The following is an 18,513-nucleotide window of genomic DNA, read 5'->3' on the forward strand; positions in this document are numbered from 1 at the left end:
CCCGGCGATGATCGTGCGGTCCCGCCACCCGCTCGCCCTGGTACTCCATGCAACCACGCACCCTTGGTCTGGCCCCGTCGTTTGGATTTGGTGATCGTCTCGGACTGGCGACGCCGGGACATGTGGAAGCGATGCGTCGGGCGGGAGGGGTGATCCGCGGGATTTTTCCACAGCAGTCGATTCGGGAAATGACGCGCACTCAGCGAAGCGCTGCAGGCGTGATGCGGGACGCCATCCAGGCACTGCAGGCCGAACGCTGGGCAGATCCGTTCGGCGCGGATGCGGACCATCTCAAGACGCCTGCGGATATCGCCGTCACCGCTGCCGCAGGGTTTACGTTCTTCACCCTCGATCCCTCGGCGGAGGTTGATCCGGACGCCGATTCCGACAACGAGGCGACGCTTCGCTCGAAGCTGGGCCGGGCGGAGGCCCCGTGGATCGAGCAGTACCGGGGCCAGTCGATCGGCCTGGCGAACGGCACGAAGGTTGACCTGACGGAAGAGGCCTGCCTCAGGGCGGCGGTGAAATATGGCCGCGCGATCAAGCTGGCCATCAGCCTCTCCGCGGAAGTGCGACGGCTGATGGACACGGCGGGAAGAGACTACGAAATCGAGCTGTCCGTGGACGAAACGGACCATCCGACCAGCCTGGCCGAGCACTACATCATTGCGGACCAGTGCCTGAGCAATGGCGTGAAGCTGATCAGCCTGGCCCCCCGGTTCGTGGGCGACTTCGAGAAGGGCGTTGATTTCAAAGGGAAGATCGAAGCGCTGACGACGTCGCTCGACGATCACGCTGCGATCGCGCGGCTCCTGGGGCCGTACAAGCTCAGTCTCCATTCCGGCTCGGACAAGCTCTCGATGTATCCCGCGCTGGCGCGGGCCACAGGGGGCTGCTTCCACGTGAAGACCGCGGGGACCAGCTATCTTGAGGCGTTGCGCGTCGTCGCGAGGCACGAGCCAAAGTCATTCCGGCGGCTGATCGACTTCTGTCGTGGCCGCTATGAGACCGACAAGGCGACATACCACGTCTCGGCGACGCTGAAGTCCGCGCCGGAGGCGAGCGCCATCTCGAGCGACCAGGGCCTGGAGAGAATCTACCTGGAGATGTGGTCGGACGTCCGACCCGGGCGGGGCTTCACCAGTCCGGGCCGACAGATCCTGCACTGCACCTTCGGTTCGGTGCTGACTGATCCGGAGTGGGGGCCGCTGGTGAAGGGAGTCGTCGCCGATCATCGCGACACTTACCGCGAAGTCCTGGCCGACCACTTCGAGCGACACCTGCGTGCTTTGACGGTTTGACAGCAGGCCGACCTGTCGCGCCGCGGACGAGTCAGGCGGCGCGTGTGCGGGCGACCTTCTGTTCGAGTTCCGCGCCGATCAATGCGCCCCGGGCGAGGGTGTATTCCGAAGTGGGCGCCGTCCGGATCTCGATGACCGGCAGTGGTAACTGGGCGCGGCGAATCGCGTCGGCGACGAGGACGTCGAAGCCGTTCATGCGGCTCGGCCCGCCGGTCACGGTCATGATGCTCACGCCTCGTGCCGACCGGGCGACGGGGAGTGCCTCCAGACGCTGCGTGAATTCAGACATCGCCGCATGCAGCCATTCCCGCACCAGGCTGCGGAGCAGGTCCTGGTCGTCCCCCTGCGGGTGGGTGAGATCAATTCCGGCTCCTTCGCGCCAGCGGACCACTCGGCGCACGTCGAGGTAGCGGTTGCCTTCGTGATCGAAGACGTACCAGCCGCGACTGCGGGCGAACACTTCGTCGACGCCTCCCGCGCCGCGGGCGCAGGTCAGTTCGACCAAGGGCTGTCCGTGGACGGCCACGCAGAGCGACGTGGTGCTCGCACCAACGGCGAACCCGACGCCGGTGAATTCACGGTCGCCGAGTTCGGAAAGGATCGACGCCGTGCCGGCATGGATCGGTGTGCACTTGATGCCGCGGAGCGCGAGCACCCGCTCGGCAAAGCGGGCCACATCATCGGGAACCACCATCAGCGACGGGCTGAGGACGCCCGCCTGGGTGGGAAGCACCGATTCGATCAGTGTCGCCGCGACCTGCCTTCCGATGGGGTCCTGCTTCGGTAGCCGGCCTTCCGGGAAAACGGGAATCAGCGGCAGTTTGATGGCCCGGGAGAGCTCGATCGCATTCTCTCCGAAGACGACATAGCCCCCTTCACAGACTGAGTAGGGGATCATCGCTCTCTGGAGGAGCAGCTTCTCGTCGGATCCCCCCGGAAGTGCCAGATAACAGGCCGGAGCACGACGGCCGCGGAGCGACCTGCCGGGTCTGTACAGGCAGCGCACGCCGCTCGTCCCGATGTCCAGCCCGAACGTCATCGACGCTCCTCCCGCTGCATGGCGAGCAGCACGCGATCGAGCAGTCCTTCGGTGTCCTTTGCCGAGCGGATCGGGGAGGCCGGCGGGCGGCTGGTGACCGGCGCGGTTTCGCGGGGGGCAGGTTCAGCTTTCGATTCCACTTTCGCGGCGGCGGTCGATGCGGCTCCGAAGTGGGGGCCCGCGAGCGCCTGCGGAGGATGGACGATCAGCCGCTTCTGGCCCACGGCCTCGCCATGCAGTGAGATCCGCGACGGAAGCACGACCGGCTCGTCTTCGATGGACACTCCGCCGTGGAGCAGTTCCTCGAGACGATCGACCTCTTCGACGACCGGCTCATCGAGTTCGGGGAGTGTCGACACGATCACCGGGACCGGTTCGCGCGCGGCCGCGGTTCGCAGGCGGCGTTCCGAGGTCAGCCAGAGCAGGGTGACTCCCAGGCCGAGCGTGCCGAGGGCCAGCAGGATGACAAGTCCGCGGACGTTGGACTCGCTTCCTGAGACGTCGGGCGTTTCCCAGGCCGCATTCTTCACCGCGGAGCGGCGGCCGAACGCGGGGCGGGCCGTGAATCGCCTGAACGCGGGCCGCTCTTCCTCGTGAACCAGTTGCGGGCCGTCTTCCGGCGCCGTCGGCGACGGCGAATCTGTCAGGAGGGCGACACGGCGTTCCTCGGGCGCCGGGGCCGGTTCGACCGGCGAATCGGCGATCGTCGCGGGGGGCCGCGATTCGGGCGCGGGCGCTTCAAGGACGGGCAAAAGCGGGACTTCGGCAGCCGCGACCGGCGGCGCCGATTCCGTCGTGGGGGCGACTTGAGGCAGTTCGGCTGCGAGCGGACGCACCGTCAGGATCGCGTGGCAGCCCAGCAGGGCCCGGCGGTCGACGAGATTTGAGCCCACCACGATGACGTCGCCATTCTTGAGAGGCCCGGACGCCGGAGCGCCGTTCACTCGCGCGGCGACAGCCGCCTCGGAGGGTTGATTCAGCCGGAAGAACAGCGTCGCGAGCGACCGTTCCGACGGTCCCACGCGGATGACGACCGGTTCGGGGGCCAGGCCGATCGCGGCGACGTGGATGTCCTCCGTTGCCGCAGGCGGCTTCCGGCGGGTGGGAGGAACGGCGACGACGAGGACGTCTCCAGTGACGACATCCTGCGAATCTGCGGTCGAAGTGGAGATGGAAACGGGCGGGAGTCCGCCGTTATGGCGCGAGAAATAGTCTCCCAGCATGAGGCGGCTTCCCGCAGCGGCGAGAACCTCAGCGGCGGAGACCTGCCTCGTGGTTGACTCATAAACGCCAGGGCGTTCGACATCTCCGACGACCGCGATGCGGCGCGTCCGGAAGGCGCGGTGCTCTCCGAACTCGACGACAGTCGCATCCGAGCCGAGATAGCGTGGCGCTCCGCTCTGGGCGACCGCGAATGACGCGGTCGCGGCCACTGCTGTCAGGCAGCAAGCGACGATCAGAAGCCCCTGTCGCAACACGGACATCGTGCGTCTTCGACCTTCCCTGACCATCGCAGCGGAAAAACCGTTCCGCGCATACGACACAGACCGCTGCCGTGCGGTCCCTGACCCAGTGTCGTTTTCGGCACGCTCGGCAAATTGGGATGAAGAAATTGGGAGCTGCGGAGCGAAACGGTGACAACGAGCGGCGAACCTGCCGAAGCCATTGAAGGATTTCCACGAGATCCCGGAGAGGCGACGTGGAGCACCCGTCTCCGCAAAGTTGCCCCATCCGGAAAAAGCGTTCCAGATTGCCCTGTTTCACTTCAGCCGGACGCGACGCTCATCCGAGCACGCGATTCCGAGGCAGGCGAACATGTCGACAGGTTGGGTCGAAAAGGAATATCGCCGACGCGATGCCGCAGGGATCTGCGAGCATTGCCTCACGATCGGCATCGACAATTGCCCCCAGAAAGTGACCCGCGTCGTGCAGCGGCTGCTCACGGGGGCCGAACTGTTCGACTGGATGACGCCGAAGGCCCGTTTGTATGCCGGCGTGGCGCTGGAAGAGGCACTTCTCAACGCCGTGATCCACGGCAACCTCGAAGTCTCGTCGTCGCTTCGTGAAGCGGACGACGATGCGTTCGAGCGGTTGATCGCGATTCGGCAGGCCGACCAGCGTTACAGCAGCCGGATGGTGACTGTGGACATGGAAGCGAGCCGGGAGCAGATGCTCTGGAGAATTGAAGACCAGGGACCTGGTTTCAATGTGTCCCGTCTTCCCGATCCGCGGGCGGAAGACCGGATCGGACTGCAGAGCGGCCGGGGCGTGCTGATGATGCGCACGTTCATGGACGAGGTGTCCTACAACCGCCGCGGCAATGAAGTCACGATGATCAAGCGGCGGAAATCGGCGCCTTCGGACATCCTGGACGCGATTGCCGACGAGTTCGCGGCCGAGCCGTGCGAACTGGTGCTGGCGGGGCGCTGAAGCCGGTTGCGAGGGGCGACGTCGCGATCAGCTGCGGCGACCCGGCTCGACGCCGGCGATCACTGCATCCGGGGCGAGGACGAAGATTTCGACACGGCGGTTCTGCTGCCGGGAGGCGTCGTCCTTGTTGGCAGCGGCCTGCTGGTATTTGCTGTAGCCGGCGACGCCCATGCGCGGCTCGCCGAGGCCCATTTTCGCCATCGACTTCACGACCGACGTGGCCCGGTGGGCCGAGAGATCCCAGTTGGTCGGGTGGTTGGCGCGGGTTGTCGACTTCACGACTTCCATGTCGTCGGTATGGCCGACCACCAGGACGTGGAACTGCCGGGAGTCCTCTTCGTTCATGATGCGGACGAATTCCTGCAGGACTTTCGATCCCTTGGACTGGATCTCGTCGCTTCCCGAGGCAAACAGCAGATCACCGTTGAAGCGACTGACGCCGGTCGTCGGGTCGAATTCGAACTCAGGATACTTGCGGGCCAGTTCCTCAAACTTGCGATTGGCGGAACTGTTGAGCGGATTGTTCGAGGGGGTCAGCCCGGTCAGCATGTTCTTGTACTGATCCTGGATCTGCGACCGCTCATTCGACAGGTTGGCGATCCGCTCGTTGGCCGTGTCGAGGTTGCCCTGGAGCTGGTTGGCGAGCTGCTCGTACTTCTGCTTTTCCGCTGCGAGCTGGGCGGCGGAGGAGTGTGCCTGCGAAAGCTGTCCGCCGAGCTGCTGGCACTGCTGGTACATCTGCATGGTGCGCAGCTTCGCCTGCCGCAGTTCGCGACGCCGGCCACAGCAGCCGGATGTCACGGCGCAGGAGGCGGCTGCGAGCAGAAGCAGCAGGGGACGCTTGAATCGATGGGTTTGCGACAACATGGCGGAACTCCGCGTCGTGCCGAATCGGTTCGCCCGCCGGGAGGCGAATGAACCGGTGGATGTATTCTGAATCTCAAGACGCCCACCCAGACGGCAGCTCCCGGGTGGAGGTTGGGGCGGGCTTATACCGGGGTGATTTCCCAGGACCTAACAATTCCGGCGAGATTCCCTAAAGACCGGCAGGACTTGCCGCGAGAGCCCGTTCTCGGGAGGGCGGAAACGGTCGGCCCGGCCTTTGCGAGAAGTTCCCTCAAGCCGGAATTCGGCGCTTTCGCGCCGGTTTGGCGTGTCGACAGGTTTCCCAGATTTCCACGTCCACTAAGCCCGCGCTGGCTTGCCCGATTGCGGCCGACTGATCTGGAGATCGACGAAGCGTTTCACCTGCCCGGTGATGCCGACTTCCGTCGGCAGGCGTTCCATCGAGCTCGCGCCGTAGAACCCTTCGATGGCGCAGCGCTCGAGGACGTAGCGGGCGTCTTCCGGCTCGGCGATCGGCCCGCCATGGCACAGGACGATGACATCGGACCGCACGGATTTGGCAGCCTGGGCAATCTCGGAAACGGCAGCCACCGATTCGTCCATCCCGCGGGCGGTCTGAGCGCCGATCGTCCCGGAGGTGGTCAGCCCCATGTGGGCGACGATGATGTCGGCTCCGGCCTGGGTCAGCAGGCGAGCCTGTTCGGGATCGAAGGCGTAAGGGGTCGTCAGCATGTCGAGCTGGTGGGCTGCGGCGATGCAGTCGATTTCCAGCTGGAAGCCCATCCCGGTTTCTTCCAGGTTGGCCCTGAACGTCCCGTCAATCAGCCCGACCGTGGGGAAGTTCTGGATGCCGGCGAAGCCGAGGGCCTTGAGCTCCTTCAGGAAGTGGTCGCGTATCAGGAAGGGATCGGTTCCGCAGACACCTGCCAGGACGGGCGTTTTCCGGACGGCCATGAGCACCTCCGGGGCCATCTCTTTCACGATCTGGTTGGCGTTTCCGTAGGGCATCAGCCCGGCGAGCGAGCCGCGCCCGGCCATGCGGTAGCGGCCCGAGTTGTAGATCACGATCAGATCGATTCCGGCCGCCTCTTCGCACTTCGCGCTGATGCCCGTCCCCGCGCCGCCGCCGATGATCGGCCGGCCGGCAGCGATTTTCTGACGCAGGCGGGAGAGAATCGACTGGCGGGGTTCGCTCATGGCTCGTTGGGGAGGAGTTTCAGGAAGGGGCGTTGGAATCAGCGGTTCCAGAGTCGGCCAAACTCGCGGACGAGCGCGGCGGCGAACTCGGGATCATTGATGTGGTTTGGATGACGCTGAACGGTGACCTGCTTGAGTCCGCGGACCTCCGACTCGAATTCGTCGAAGAGCGCGATATCGGCTTCGGGATCATGGAAAGGTTGCCCGGCAGCATCGAGAGCGGAGACCCCATTTTCCGGGATGAGCACCACGACCGGGGCCGTGGCGTGCCGCAGTTTGCCGGCGATCCAGCGGGCGAACTCACGATTCTCCTGCGGCGTCGTCCGCATCAAAGTGACCTGCGGGTTGTGGCGATGGAACAGCCGGTCGCCGAACTTTGAAGGAACGGATTCGGGCGCTCCGAAGTTGACCATGTCGAGTGCCCCGAGGCTCATGACATATGGAATGCCTGCTTTGAGAATGGCTTCGAAGCGATGCGGGCCGGCCGCAAAGACCCCGCCCACCACTTCGTCGGCGACCTCCGTCGTGGTGATGTCGAGAACGGCCTTGATGAGTCCCGACTCGACCAGCTTCTCCATCGCGCGGCCGCCCGTCCCGGTCGCGTGAAAGACCAGGCAATCGAATCCCTGTAGTTCGAGCGCCTCGCGGACCGCCGTGACGCAGGTCGTCGTGACGCCGAACATCGTCATGCCGACGATCGGCTTGAGTTCAATCGGCTGCGTTTCATGGGCGACCATTCCGGCCATCGCGTGGGCCGCATTGGCGAGAACCCGGGAGGAAACGGCATTGATGCCGGCCACATCGACGACGGAGGGCATCATGCAGATGTCGCCACAGTCGACGTACGGGGCGGTGTTGCCGCTGGCGACCGTCGAGACCATGAGCTTGGGGAACCCGACGGGAAGCGAACGCATCGCGCGCGTGATCAACGCCGTCCCGCCGCTCCCTCCGATTCCCATGACGCCCTGCACGCGGCCGGCCTGGTATTCGCCTGTCAGGAAACGATCGAGCGCTTCGCTCATGGCTTCCACGGCAGCGCCGCGATCGGTCTGGCTCAAGACAAAAGACGCACCGCGGGGATGGCATCCGGCGACTGTTTCCCGGGCGATCGTGGGGCTTGCGGTGGGAGGCCCCTGCGTGCCGACATCCACGATCGTCACGCCCGCGCCTGCCTGTTCGACCTGGCGGGCGACGAACGCGATTTCCTGCCCCTTTGTGTCCATCGTGGCGATGGCATAGACACTCGGTCGCATCAGAATCACCGGGCGCGAGGTGACGGACAGTCGAACCGGGGCCATCGTAGCCGGTTTTGATGAGGAATGAATTGAGCCTGAAATGCGAGGCCGTCATTCGCGATTCGCGGGGCAAGCCCGCCAGACCCCGGCCGCGGGGGACCGTTGCGGATCAATGCCGTCGCTGGTAAGTGAGTGACTTCGAACGTCCATTCTTCAAAGGAATCGAAGCAGATGCCGCAGGAACGTGTCCTCGTGACGGGCGCATCATCCGGAATCGGCCGGGAACTCGCTTTGCAGTTTGCCGAGAACCGGAACAACCTGGTGCTCGTCGCCAGAAGCCGGGACAAGCTGGAGGCGCTGGAGTTCGAAGTGCGGACGAAATACGGCGTCACCGCCGAGATCATCTGCGCCGATCTCTCTCAGGAAGGCCAGGTGCGAGGCGTTTTCGAGGAAACCGAACGCCGCGGCCTGCAGGTGGACATCCTGGTGAACAACGCGGGCTTCGGCGATATGGCCCATTTCTGGGACGTTCCGGCCGAGCGTTACCTGCAGACGATCGCCGTGAACGTCGGGGCGCTCACGCAACTGACGCGGCTTTATCTGCCGGGAATGATGCAGCGGAAGAAGGGCCGGATTCTGAACGTTGCTTCGACGGCGTCGTTCCAGCCGGGGCCGAATGTGGCCGTCTATTTCGCGACGAAGGCCTATGTGCTGTCGCTGAGCGAAGCGCTTTCGATCGAACTTCGGGGAACGGGGGTGACGGTGACCTGTCTTGCCCCGGGGCCGACGCTGACCGGGTTCGGCGATCAGGCCCACATGCAGCATACGCCCCTGTTCCGCTTTGCGATCATGGAGGCCGAGCCGGTGGCGAAGCTGGGCTACAACGCGACGATGAAGGGGAAGCCGCTGGTCATTCCGGGGTTCATCAACAAGACGCTCGCCTTTTCGTCACGGCTGTGGCCGCGGCAGTGGATCGCCTGGACGACGGGCAAGCTGCATCCGCTGAAATAAGGCCCGCGCGCTACGCCTTCGTGGCCGCTTCGTACTTGAGCAGACCGGTGACGAGTGCCGTCAAACGGGGCTCGGCCGCGTTGGCGACGGCGATGATTTCCGCGACGTCCACCGGGCGGAGGCAGTCCGGCAGGCAGATATCGGTGACGATCGACAGCCCGATCGTCCGCAGGCCGGCGTGAACGGCCGTGATGACTTCGGGAACCGTCGACATGCCGACGGCGTCCGCTCCGATGTTCCTGAGGAAGCGGTACTCCGCACGGGTCTCGAGGTTCGGCCCCGAGACTGCGACGAAGACCCCCTTGTGGCACGGGAAGTTTTGCTGACGCGCAATCTCCAGAGCGACGTCGCCGAGGCGGCGGTCGTACGGAGCGCACATATCGGGGAAACGGGGCCCGAGCCGGTCGTCGTTGATGCCGATCAGCGGATTCGCGCCCATCAGGTTGATGTGATCGTCGATGACCATGATGTCGCCGGTTGAGTAGAACGGATTGAGTCCACCCACGGCATTGGAGACGACCAGGAGCTCCGCTCCGAGCGCCTTGAAGACCCGCACCGGCAGCGTGATCGCCGAGAGCGGATAGCCCTCGTACATGTGGAAGCGCCCCTGCATGACCACGACCGGCAGGCCTTCCAGCGTTCCGCAGACGAGTCGGCCAGCATGGCTGGCGACGGAACTCTTCAGGAAATGCGGAATCGTGTCGTAGTCGAGCGACGCCTCAACCTGGATCCGGTCGACAAGCCCCCCCAGGCCGGTCCCCAGAATGATCCCTGCGTGAGGCTTCCTGTTCCAGGCCTTACGAATGGCGGCCGTGGCTTCAGCGATCTGGTCGTAGAGGTGGAGCATGAGACGTGAACGAGGTTGTGGCGTTTCCGGGTGACTCTCGAGATCAGCGCGCTGCGCGGGGGCGCTTGTAGAACGGAAGCGGGACGACCGTTGCGCGTTCCAGCTTGCCGCGAAGGTCGACTTCCAGTGGCGTCCCGATCGCCGAGTGCGCCTTCGAGACGCAGGCCATTGCGATCGTCTTCTGCAGCGTCGGCGAGAATGTTCCGGAGGTCACTTCGCCGACAACATCGCTGCCGACTTTGACGGGCGTGTGTTCGCGGGCGATGCGCCGGCCTTCCAGGGCCAGTCCGACTCGCGTGCGGTCGAGCGGAGAGGCCGCGATCTCGGCCAACCTCTGCTGACCAATGAACGGCTTCGTCAGTTTGACGGCGAACTGCAGGCCGGCCGTCAGTGGATCGATCTGCTCGGACAGCTCATGGCCGTACAGCGGCATGGCGGCCTCGAGGCGGAGCGTGTCGCGGCATCCCAGTCCGCAGGGAAGGATTCCCAATGGCTGGCCCCTCGACATCAGATCGTTCCAGACGGCCTGTGCCGTCTCGACAGGGAGCATCAGTTCGACGCCGTCCTCTCCGGTGTAACCCGTCCGGCTGACGATCGCCGGTCCATGCGGCGTCTGGCCCTTCCAGCAGGTGTAGTATTTGTGGGGCGCCGGATCTGGGGTTCCGTAGGAGGCCATGAGCTCGCACGCCTTCGGCCCCTGCAGCGCGATCATTGCCCACGGGCCCGTGCGGTCGATGACGGCGACGTCGAAACCGGCCTTCTGCGATTCGATCCACTGCAGGATTTTCAGGCGGTTCGATGCGTTGACGACCAGCAGGTGCGTTGGATCGCCAGCCAGGGATTGCTCGACGCGGTAGACGAGGACGTCATCCAGGATTCCGCCGTCTTCACGACAGACGAGCGAATACCGGACCTGTCCCGGCTGGAGCGTCGAGACTTCGTTCGTGAGCAGGTGGTCGAGGAACCTCACGGCATCGGGGCCCTGAAACTCGAGGCGCCCCATGTGTGAAATATCAAACAGCCCGACGCGCTCGCGGACGGCCGTATGCTCTTCGACGATGCTCGAATACTGCACGGGCATCGACCAGCCGGCGAAGTCGACCATTCGGCCGTTGTGAGCCTGGTGCCAGTCGTGCAAAACAGTCCGTTCCATGTCGTCTCATATCCGCAGGAAAAACGGTCGAATCGTGGCCGAAGCGTGTGAGCGCGGCGTTCACGCAGGCCTCCGGGGTTGTAGTGGATGCAGCGCGTGATTGTCTTGTAAGAAACGTTCCGTCGTGGCGACGGCGTGTGGCATTTTGTCAACACGCCAGGCGGGCGCGGGCGGGGAGGGGCGACCGATGGCAAGCTGCAACGGCTCACCGGCGATAGACTTCCGAGCTTGAGCCAAATCCCGAAAGTGCCCGCTTGCCATCGGGTATGCGCTTTGCCACAGTGCAATTCATGCTCACGATAGGCGACGACCTTCTGCCGCAGACGGATCTGACGTACTTCGCGTTTCGGGTCGCGTTCTGCGACACGCTTGAACGCATCACGCTGGCCGAGCAGGCCCGCATGGGGCACGAGGTGACCCTGGGCTACCTCACGGAGGTCCCGTTCCTCAGGAACGTCGCTCCGCGGGTGCAGCTCGATCTCCTCCTGGAGACCTGGGACCGCCATTACTCGGCGGAAAAGCTGACCGGCACGCTGATGGACGAGGCGGTGATCTACGCCGCATGTGAGACGTCGGCCCGCACGGTGAAGGCGGACGGAAAGTCGATCCGGAGGTTTCTGCGGGGCGGACCGCGTCCATTGTTTCCCGTCCTCGACGATCGACTGGCGGAGTCGCTCCACGCGCTTCACGTCAATCTCTCGAGCCAGGGTGACTTCCTCCTGATCAGCCAGTTCCAGGATCTCCCGGCCGACGAGGCCCGGGTGCTGAAGGCCAAGTTCCGGCTGGAAGATTCCGCCTGCGAGCCGCTGTTTGAAGCGCTGGGGCGCTGGCATGTGAATCCGGGGTTCGTGGCACGGGCGAAAGGCCTGCTGACCGGTCCCGAGGCGACGAAGGTTGCCGGGATTCTGCAACTTCCCCCGCATCCCCAGGCGGCGAATTAGCTCGCGTTCGATTCACGCAAATCGAACGCGGTGACACGAGGAACGTTCCCGGTCTCCAGGACAGCGGGGGCCTGGCGGCGTACCTCGACGCTGCAGTGAATCGCTTCTGCCCTGCTGAGCTTCGGTCGGTGTCTGGGCCACTCACATCGTTCACCTTGATCCGTCGTCGCTCATCTGACTGCGTTCCGGGCTGGGGTATCAACGGAAACGTCGCGGTCGGGAACAGGCTCCCGACCGCGACGTGTTCGAATTCCGATCTCGCGTCAATCAGCGACGCGGTCCGCGTGAACCACGTCCGCCGCCGCCGCGGTGTCCACCACCACCGCCGCCGCCGCGGCCTCCCCCTCCTGAACGTCCGCCGCCGCCGCTGCCCGCGGCGCGACGTGGAAGATGGAGATAGGAGATCGCTTCGTCCCATGTCGGAACGTCGCCGTAGTCGACCGGAACAACCGCCGGGAAATCACTGCGGGATTCCTCGGATGAGCCGCGACGCCGGCGCGGCTCGCGCTCGGCTCCTGCAGCGACCGGTTCTTCCTGGCGACGGGGGCGCTCGCCCCGGCCGCGGCCTCGATCCGTCTGCGGTTCACGTCCGCCGCGGTCCTCGCGTTCGGACCGTTCGCGACGCGGAGGCCGGCCGCCACGATCTTCACCGCGGGGGCGTTCCGCGTACTCCTGGCGGCGCCGCGGAGACTCTTCGAGACCGGCGCCGAAATCGTCGCCTGCAGCGTCTTCGGCTTCAATGAAACCGGTCGGCTCCGTCGAGAGGCTTTCGACATCCCGTTCGGCCGCTTCCTCACGACGTCCGCGACCGCGACCTCGTCCGCGCCGACGGGGGCGACGCTCACCCTCGGGCTGCGTCTCTTCGGGGCGATCTTCGAAGTCGTCAAAGCTGGCGGACGCCGGCGCCGGGGCCTTCCACAGGCCTTCGCCGAAGCCGTCGTCATCTTCCTCCGAGGATTGGCTGGGAACGTCGGCCGAAGCAGGCCGCTCGGACCGAGGGCGTTCCGAACGTCGACGGCCACGTGGTTCGTCCCCCCGGGCGGCGGTTCGTTCGCCGGGCGAGCGCTCACCCTGTGCGGGCCGGTCTTCGCGCGCCGGGCGTTCCGAACGGCGGGGCCGTTCTTCCCGTGAGGGGCGCTCCTGCGACGAGCGTTCCTGGGTCGGCTGTTCACGCGCCGGCCGTTCCCGGCGGCGGCCCCGCTCGGGACGGGGACTTTCGTCTCCGGCCGAGTCGAATCGGGCTTCCGAAGCCGGTGCTTCCGGCTCGGGGCGACGCTCAGGACGCTCGGAGCGTTCCGGGCGACCGCCGCGATCACGATCACGGCCGCGCTCGGGGCGACCTCGACCACCGCGTTCCGGACGTCCGCCGCGCGATCCCGATCGATCTCCGCGGGGAGCCGAGGGCGAGGTCTCGCTGCTGCTCTCTTCCCAGTCCCAGCCTTCGAGGGCGTTCCAGAAACTGTCCTTGGCGGTGTCGCTGGCTGGCGCTTCCGCGGCTTCCTGTTCGGCGGCGGCCTCGACGGGGGGCTTGGGCTCTTCCCGGCGACGTTCGTTACGGGCAGGGCGTTCCGAGCGTGCCGGTCGTTCCGACTTCGCGGGCTCGGACTTCACGGATTCCGACTTCCTGCCGCGCGCGCTGTCCGGACGTGCAGCACGGGCCGGTTTCGGTTCCGAGTCGAGCAGGCCGAAACCAAAGTCGTCATCGGCGTCTCCGACAGGGCTGGCCTCGAGCGGCTGCTCCCAGACCTGGCTGTCGTCTTCCGGCTCGTCTTCGTGGGCTTCCGCAATGGGCGCGGCCGGCTCGGGTTCGACATCCAGGCCGTCGAAATCAAGGGGATCGTCGTCAATCGGCGCAGGGGACAGCCCGCCGTCACTGCCGAGGAGATCGTCTGCGAGCGCCTCCCAGTTGTCGTCCGGGCGCTTCTTCTGAAATGGATCGTTCATGCGATGACACTATCCCTCGCGCGTGCCGAATTCAAGATCGGCCAGCGATTGAGAATTGCGGCCAATTCACTGGCATGGCTGTCGACAAATCCCCAAGATTCGCGCCATGAATCCTCAAGACCCCCGACAAACGGAATTCGGACTCGTCCGCGACATGCTCGCGGCGGTGGATGTCCTCAAGAACTTCGACCCGGCTGTCATCGAGCCGATTGTCGAACCGGTTCGGCAGGCCGGTCGGCTCATGCTGACCGGTGAAGGTTCGAGCCGGATTTTCCCCGCCAAGAACGCGATGGTCCACGCGCGCCGCCAGGGAGATGCGCTGGCGATCGCGACCGAGGCGGCCAGCCAGGCCTCGGAATACGATCTCTCAAATTCGGCCGTCTGCGGAGTTTCCAATTCCGGCCGGACGGCGGAAGTGATCCGGCTGTTCCATAAGCTGAAGAGCGGTGGGCACTCAAAGCGTTTCAGCATCACTGCGCACGCCGGTTCGACTCTCGAATCGATCGCCGATGTCGCCTTCACGCTGAAATGTGGTGGTGAATCGGCGGTGGCGGCGACCAAAAGCGTTCTCGAACAAGCCCTGCATCACCGGGCGCTGGTCGATGCAGTCGCTGGCCGTCCTCTGCCGCGGGCCCGCCTGGGCGAAGTCGCCGACATGGTGCGAAGCGCCCTGACGACCGAAATCGACCCCGCGCTGACCGCGCGAATCGCATCTGCCGGCACCATCTACTGGGCCGGTCGCAATGACGGCGTCGCCGAAGAACTGACGCTCAAGACCAACGAGATCACCCGAAAGCCCGCTGATTTCCTGCCGGGAACCTATGCGGCCCATGGGGTCGAAGAGGTGATGCAGGGCGGGGACGTGCTCTTGTGGGTCAGCCCGTTCGAAGACGCGGAAGCGAAGTTTGCGGATGTGCTCGAAAAGGGAGTCGGGATGACGATCATCGCGATCTCGTCCCGTCCGACACGCTTCCCGACGATTCTCGTGCCGGATGCGGGGGATCTGAGCGGCTACGTCGAAATGGCCGCCGGCTGGAACGTCCTCGTCGCGACGGGACTGAAGCTCGGCATCAATCTCGACAAGCCGCAGCGGGCCCGAAAAGTTGGGAACGAGTTCACCGGCTGAGGCCGGCGTGACTCAGTCGAGCCCGATGACTGTTCGAAGAGCGGCCCGCCAACCGAAACGGGCCGCTTTTTTTCGGCCCTGAGACTTGGTGACGGTCGCGGACGGTGCATGCGTCAACGACTCAGGAAGCGAGCGGTTTCTTCCTTCGGCGGCGAGCGACCACCGCGCCCCCGACGAGCGTACAGAGCAGAAATGAACCCGGTTCCGGCACCGCCGCCGGCGCATCCACTATGAGTGAAACGCTGTCGACTTCGAGGTGCATCGGGCTCATTGCAGTCGCCTCGAAGATCAGGCTGAAGGATTCGCCGACCGCGAGCGACTGCAGAAAGCCGAGGACATTGACGCTCAATGTCTGGGGGGCTTGTACGAGATCGCCACTGTTTTTGGTGAAAGCAACCTGCTCATTACCGCTTTGCGTCGCTCGCAGTAGCACTCTGAACTGCTGACCAGGTCCCCAGTCTGCGATCGCTGAATCGAGGTAGTGCGTCCAACTCAACGTTCCGGAGGTTGTCAGCGCCGGGGTGGGAGTTATCGGCCCGATTCCGGTATGGAGTGACATCGTCCCGGGGGTGAACGGCTCGTCGATGTCAGTCAGCAGGTAGCCGACGCCGTCATTGGCCCCCGTATTTAACACCAACAGTGTCGGAGGTTCGGTCGCCCACACCCAATTGCCGGCAGCCGGGTCGGATGTCGTTACTTCCCAGCTATGGAGATTGGAGTTATCGGAATAGAAATTCCCGTTCGCTATCACCTGGACGATGTCCGCGCGGGATTCACTCGCGGCGCAGATGCTGAGCAGCGTGAGCAGGATTCGGAATTTCATGGAGAGTGGCCCCCTCGCTCACGAATGTACCGTCGACCCGTATTTGTGCTCGTCAGCGTGGCCCGCTCAACGGCACAACAATAGAACTCATTCTGTAACGGTTTTAGGGGCTACGCCGGCCGGATACAACAATCAACCGTTCTAATCCCCCCGGAATCTCCAGTTTTGCAAGGAGGGCCGAGGGGTCGCAGGCGACCGCACAGCGAGGCGGACAGACTCTCAGAGCATCGCGGGGGTGATCATGCCGCGCTGGATTGCATGCAGATCGTCAGCGCGGGGAGCTGAAACAGGCCCGCGGGGCGGTACACGCCGCCCAGGAACAGAGGCCTCGATCGGCGATGTCGTCGCAAGAAGCTGGCAACGAGAGAAGTTGAAGAAGGGCCCATTCGCCATCGGCCCGTGCTCCGAATTGCACGGCCGGTTGAACCAGGCACGGGAACCGTGCCTGGCGGAAGTCGGCGACTTCATTTCGCGGACGCGGTGCGGTCGGTCTTGGCCGGCGAGAAGAACCCGTACAGCGTGTCCCGTTCACGAACGATGTAGAACTTCACGGGAGCCCCGCCGCGGGTGTCGGCATGCGTCAGGACGTAGTTGACGTCGTTTTCCTTGACCGTTTCGTAGGACGAGAGGCCCACCAGGATGTCGCCTTTCCGGATGCCGCTCTGTGAAGCCGGGCTTTCCTTGCGAACATCCGTGACCATCATCCCGCCGGTGTAGGGGAGCCCTTCGAGGCGCGAGTCCCCTTTGATCAGGGCGGACAGCCGCAGCCCGACGGCTTCCCAGGTCCGGTCTGACCGGACGGCGTTGTTGACCTGCGTGGCGGCCGGCTGGGGAGCCAGGCTGGCCGTCATCGTGTGGCGAGTCGTGCCGTAGTCGGGCGTGACAGCGACCAGCTGCATGTTCAGCGATTCTTCCTTGCCGCCGCGGTTCACCACCACCGGCAGCGTTTCGGACGCCTTGTGATCGAGGAAGGCCCGCTCGAAGTCGACGCCGTCGGTGATGTTCATCGAGCCGATGCGAAGCACGACGTCTCCGGACTGAAGTCCAGCCGCGGCTGCCGGTGAACCGGGACGGGTCGACTGCACCAGGACGCGGCGGGTCGCCCCGTCTTTGTGATCCTTCAGGATTGCTCCGTGATACAGGTTGGCGGTCTTCTCCGCGCTCATCATCCGGGCGGCGATTGTCCGTGCAGCGTCGATCGGAATCGCGAAGCCGATCTTCGTGGCTCCGGCCCGGATCGCGACGTTGATGCCGATCACTTCGCCTTCCGAGTTGATCAGCGGGCCGCCGCTGTTGCCGGGATTGATGGCCGCATCGGTCTGGATCAGGTTTTCGTAGGCCTGGTCGTCCCCGGCTTCGACATTCCGGCCGAGGGCCGAAACGATGCCGCGGGTCACGCTGTGCTCATAGCCGTAGGCGTTGCCGATGGCGATGACGTCTTCTCCGAGCATGAGGTCGGAGGAAGTGCCGATCGGCATCACCGGGAGAGGCCCGCGAGCATGGATGCGGATGATGGCGAGGTCGTTCTTGGCGTCGGTCTGGAAGACCGTTCCGATGTACTTCTCGCCGTTAATCCGGGTGACCTCGATCGATTCCACGTCCTGGATGACGTGGTTGTTCGTCAGGATGTAGCCCCGCTCGTCAATGAGCACGCCGGTGCCCATGCCGTTGATCTTGCTGGCGCCTTTCTGCAGCGAGAAGGCGACGTCGATCGATTTCTGACGTTTGACGGTGTGAATGTTCACCGTCGACTCACACGTCCTCCGCACCAGCTTGACGAAGGGCGTCATCCGGGTTTCGGACGGCCCTGAGTCTTGCTCGGCAGAGACTGCGCCGCAGAACCCGGTAACGAGAACCAGGCAGCTGGCGGCGTGCAACAGGCGATTCCTCATCGGTGACCCTGTTCCCCGGACTTTTACGAGGTGTCGAATCGTCGGTTGCACGGCGATTGCCCGCACTACCTTCCGGCTGGTTTTTCGACCCTCCCGGCGAGCCCCCTTGAAAGCCCCGGCTCACTGACGCATAACTTGCCCAATCGTTCATTGAGAAACTGGGCAAGACGTTTCACCCGTCGAAAACCTCCCCCCGCCATTCACTCCGCTCTGCCGGATTTCCTCCTCAAGTCCCCACTGCTCATGCCCCTCACACGACTCGAAAAACTCCAGGACATGCTGCAGGATTCGCCGGAAGACGTCTTTTTGAACTACGCGCTCGCCATGGAATTCGTCTCCAGCGACCGGAAAGACGACGCACTCTCCGCATTTTCCCGAGTCCTCACATTGGACCCCCAAAACTCGGCCGCCTGGTTCCAGAAGGCGCAGGTCCTGGCGGGAATGGGAAAATTCGATGCGGCCCGGGACAGTGGAGCCCAGGGAGTCGCTGCCGCCAGGGCCAGCGGAGACCAGCATGCGGCCGAGGAGATCGGCGCCTTCGTCGAATCACTCCCGCTTTAAGACGGCCTGGGCCGCCCCCGAGTGACCAGTTGTCGGGGCCTTGTGCGCCCCGTAGCATGAGTTGCAGACGCCATTTTCGCCGCGGCAGCGGATTCCGGTGAACCTGGAACAACGGGGCGGCGTCTGTCAGCTGCCGAAATTGATTCCACGAGTTTCTCAGGATCCGA

Annotated in this window: 16 protein-coding genes; 6 read left to right on the forward strand and 10 right to left on the reverse strand. The window is 64.6% G+C overall.

Annotation, left to right across the window (positions count from 1 at the left end; genetic code table 11):
* The first annotated feature begins 47 nt into the window (after positions 1–47).
* A complete protein-coding gene (locus tag Pan44_RS22845; RefSeq protein ID WP_145034086.1) occupies positions 48–1,301 on the forward strand; it encodes a tagaturonate epimerase family protein in 1,254 nt (417 codons plus the stop codon).
* A gap of 31 nt (positions 1,302–1,332) precedes the next feature.
* Here the strand turns inward: Pan44_RS22845 and Pan44_RS22850 are convergent, their stop codons facing one another.
* Together Pan44_RS22850 and Pan44_RS22855 are read right to left on the reverse strand one after the other, a co-directional pair.
* Complete coding sequence (locus Pan44_RS22850; RefSeq protein WP_145034087.1) at positions 1,333–2,340, reverse strand: disk-shape morphogenesis protein volactin; 1,008 nt, start codon at positions 2,338–2,340, stop codon at positions 1,333–1,335.
* On the reverse strand, positions 2,337–3,824 hold the full coding sequence (locus tag Pan44_RS22855; RefSeq protein WP_145034088.1) for a hypothetical protein: 1,488 nt from the start codon (positions 3,822–3,824) through the stop codon (positions 2,337–2,339). Before Pan44_RS22855 ends, Pan44_RS22850 begins: the two co-directional genes overlap by 4 nt.
* A gap of 331 nt (positions 3,825–4,155) precedes the next feature.
* Between Pan44_RS22855 and Pan44_RS22860 the strand changes: the two genes are divergently transcribed.
* Positions 4,156–4,770, forward strand: a complete 615-nt coding sequence (locus tag Pan44_RS22860; RefSeq protein WP_145034089.1) for an ATP-binding protein — start codon at positions 4,156–4,158, stop codon at positions 4,768–4,770.
* 27 nt (positions 4,771–4,797) lie between these two features.
* Here Pan44_RS22860 and Pan44_RS22865 read toward each other — a convergent pair whose 3' ends face one another.
* From Pan44_RS22865 to Pan44_RS22875, 3 genes are all read right to left on the reverse strand, one after another.
* A complete protein-coding gene (locus Pan44_RS22865) occupies positions 4,798–5,637 on the reverse strand; it encodes an OmpA/MotB family protein (protein WP_145034090.1) in 840 nt (279 codons plus the stop codon).
* A gap of 318 nt (positions 5,638–5,955) precedes the next feature.
* A complete protein-coding gene (locus Pan44_RS22870) occupies positions 5,956–6,813 on the reverse strand; it encodes a phosphoenolpyruvate hydrolase family protein (protein WP_145034091.1) in 858 nt (285 codons plus the stop codon).
* A 38-nt stretch (positions 6,814–6,851) separates the two neighbouring features.
* A complete protein-coding gene (locus tag Pan44_RS22875; RefSeq protein ID WP_197453581.1) occupies positions 6,852–8,066 on the reverse strand; it encodes a Tm-1-like ATP-binding domain-containing protein in 1,215 nt (404 codons plus the stop codon).
* Positions 8,067–8,279: 213 nt separating this feature from the next.
* Between Pan44_RS22875 and Pan44_RS22880 the strand changes: the two genes are divergently transcribed.
* Complete coding sequence (locus Pan44_RS22880; RefSeq protein ID WP_145034093.1) at positions 8,280–9,059, forward strand: SDR family NAD(P)-dependent oxidoreductase; 780 nt, start codon at positions 8,280–8,282, stop codon at positions 9,057–9,059.
* A 10-nt stretch (positions 9,060–9,069) separates the two neighbouring features.
* Here the strand turns inward: Pan44_RS22880 and Pan44_RS22885 are convergent, their stop codons facing one another.
* Together Pan44_RS22885 and gcvT are read right to left on the reverse strand one after the other, a co-directional pair.
* Complete coding sequence (locus Pan44_RS22885; protein WP_145034094.1) at positions 9,070–9,906, reverse strand: purine-nucleoside phosphorylase; 837 nt, start codon at positions 9,904–9,906, stop codon at positions 9,070–9,072.
* A gap of 43 nt (positions 9,907–9,949) precedes the next feature.
* Positions 9,950–11,059: a glycine cleavage system aminomethyltransferase GcvT gene (gene gcvT, locus Pan44_RS22890; RefSeq protein ID WP_145034095.1), complete on the reverse strand. Its 1,110-nt coding sequence runs from the start codon at positions 11,057–11,059 to the stop codon at positions 9,950–9,952.
* 290 nt (positions 11,060–11,349) lie between these two features.
* On the opposite strand from gcvT, the gene Pan44_RS22895 reads away from it, so the two are divergent.
* Positions 11,350–12,000, forward strand: coding sequence for a hypothetical protein (locus tag Pan44_RS22895; RefSeq protein ID WP_145034096.1), 651 nt, complete (start codon positions 11,350–11,352; stop codon positions 11,998–12,000).
* A gap of 267 nt (positions 12,001–12,267) precedes the next feature.
* Here the strand turns inward: Pan44_RS22895 and Pan44_RS27565 are convergent, their stop codons facing one another.
* Positions 12,268–13,944: a hypothetical protein gene (locus Pan44_RS27565; RefSeq protein WP_197453582.1), complete on the reverse strand. Its 1,677-nt coding sequence runs from the start codon at positions 13,942–13,944 to the stop codon at positions 12,268–12,270.
* A gap of 106 nt (positions 13,945–14,050) precedes the next feature.
* On the opposite strand from Pan44_RS27565, the gene Pan44_RS22910 reads away from it, so the two are divergent.
* A complete protein-coding gene (locus Pan44_RS22910) occupies positions 14,051–15,070 on the forward strand; it encodes an SIS domain-containing protein (RefSeq protein ID WP_145034097.1) in 1,020 nt (339 codons plus the stop codon).
* A 121-nt stretch (positions 15,071–15,191) separates the two neighbouring features.
* Here Pan44_RS22910 and Pan44_RS22915 read toward each other — a convergent pair whose 3' ends face one another.
* Together Pan44_RS22915 and Pan44_RS22920 are read right to left on the reverse strand one after the other, a co-directional pair.
* Complete coding sequence (locus Pan44_RS22915; protein ID WP_145034098.1) at positions 15,192–15,893, reverse strand: PEP-CTERM sorting domain-containing protein; 702 nt, start codon at positions 15,891–15,893, stop codon at positions 15,192–15,194.
* 464 nt (positions 15,894–16,357) lie between these two features.
* A complete protein-coding gene (locus Pan44_RS22920) occupies positions 16,358–17,683 on the reverse strand; it encodes a trypsin-like peptidase domain-containing protein (RefSeq protein ID WP_197453583.1) in 1,326 nt (441 codons plus the stop codon).
* A gap of 345 nt (positions 17,684–18,028) precedes the next feature.
* On the opposite strand from Pan44_RS22920, the gene Pan44_RS22925 reads away from it, so the two are divergent.
* Positions 18,029–18,346 carry a tetratricopeptide repeat protein gene (locus Pan44_RS22925; protein ID WP_145034100.1) on the forward strand — a complete coding sequence of 106 codons (318 nt, stop codon included), beginning with the start codon at positions 18,029–18,031 and terminating at the stop codon, positions 18,344–18,346.
* Positions 18,347–18,513 lie beyond the last annotated feature (167 nt).

The organism is Caulifigura coniformis (assembly GCF_007745175.1).
Classification (GTDB): Bacteria; Planctomycetota; Planctomycetia; order Planctomycetales; family Planctomycetaceae; genus Caulifigura; species Caulifigura coniformis.

What these genes read in the sequence shown, in the direction of transcription:
- Pan44_RS22845 (WP_145034086.1), top strand. Translation starts at nt 48, where the DNA reads ATGCAACCACGCACCCTTGGTCTGGCCCCGTCGTTTGGATTTGGTGAT.
- Pan44_RS22850 (WP_145034087.1), bottom strand. Translation starts at nt 2,340, where the DNA reads ATGACGTTCGGGCTGGACATCGGGACGAGCGGCGTGCGCTGCCTGTAC.
- Pan44_RS22855 (WP_145034088.1), bottom strand. Translation starts at nt 3,824, where the DNA reads ATGTCCGTGTTGCGACAGGGGCTTCTGATCGTCGCTTGCTGCCTGACA.
- Pan44_RS22860 (WP_145034089.1), top strand. Translation starts at nt 4,156, where the DNA reads ATGTCGACAGGTTGGGTCGAAAAGGAATATCGCCGACGCGATGCCGCA.
- Pan44_RS22865 (WP_145034090.1), bottom strand. Translation starts at nt 5,637, where the DNA reads ATGTTGTCGCAAACCCATCGATTCAAGCGTCCCCTGCTGCTTCTGCTC.
- Pan44_RS22870 (WP_145034091.1), bottom strand. Translation starts at nt 6,813, where the DNA reads ATGAGCGAACCCCGCCAGTCGATTCTCTCCCGCCTGCGTCAGAAAATC.
- Pan44_RS22875 (WP_197453581.1), bottom strand. Translation starts at nt 8,066, where the DNA reads ATGCGACCGAGTGTCTATGCCATCGCCACGATGGACACAAAGGGGCAG.
- Pan44_RS22880 (WP_145034093.1), top strand. Translation starts at nt 8,280, where the DNA reads ATGCCGCAGGAACGTGTCCTCGTGACGGGCGCATCATCCGGAATCGGC.
- Pan44_RS22885 (WP_145034094.1), bottom strand. Translation starts at nt 9,906, where the DNA reads ATGCTCCACCTCTACGACCAGATCGCTGAAGCCACGGCCGCCATTCGT.
- gcvT (WP_145034095.1), bottom strand. Translation starts at nt 11,059, where the DNA reads ATGGAACGGACTGTTTTGCACGACTGGCACCAGGCTCACAACGGCCGA.
- Pan44_RS22895 (WP_145034096.1), top strand. Translation starts at nt 11,350, where the DNA reads ATGCTCACGATAGGCGACGACCTTCTGCCGCAGACGGATCTGACGTAC.
- Pan44_RS27565 (WP_197453582.1), bottom strand. Translation starts at nt 13,944, where the DNA reads ATGAACGATCCATTTCAGAAGAAGCGCCCGGACGACAACTGGGAGGCG.
- Pan44_RS22910 (WP_145034097.1), top strand. Translation starts at nt 14,051, where the DNA reads ATGAATCCTCAAGACCCCCGACAAACGGAATTCGGACTCGTCCGCGAC.
- Pan44_RS22915 (WP_145034098.1), bottom strand. Translation starts at nt 15,893, where the DNA reads ATGAAATTCCGAATCCTGCTCACGCTGCTCAGCATCTGCGCCGCGAGT.
- Pan44_RS22920 (WP_197453583.1), bottom strand. Translation starts at nt 17,683, where the DNA reads ATGACGCCCTTCGTCAAGCTGGTGCGGAGGACGTGTGAGTCGACGGTG.
- Pan44_RS22925 (WP_145034100.1), top strand. Translation starts at nt 18,029, where the DNA reads ATGCCCCTCACACGACTCGAAAAACTCCAGGACATGCTGCAGGATTCG.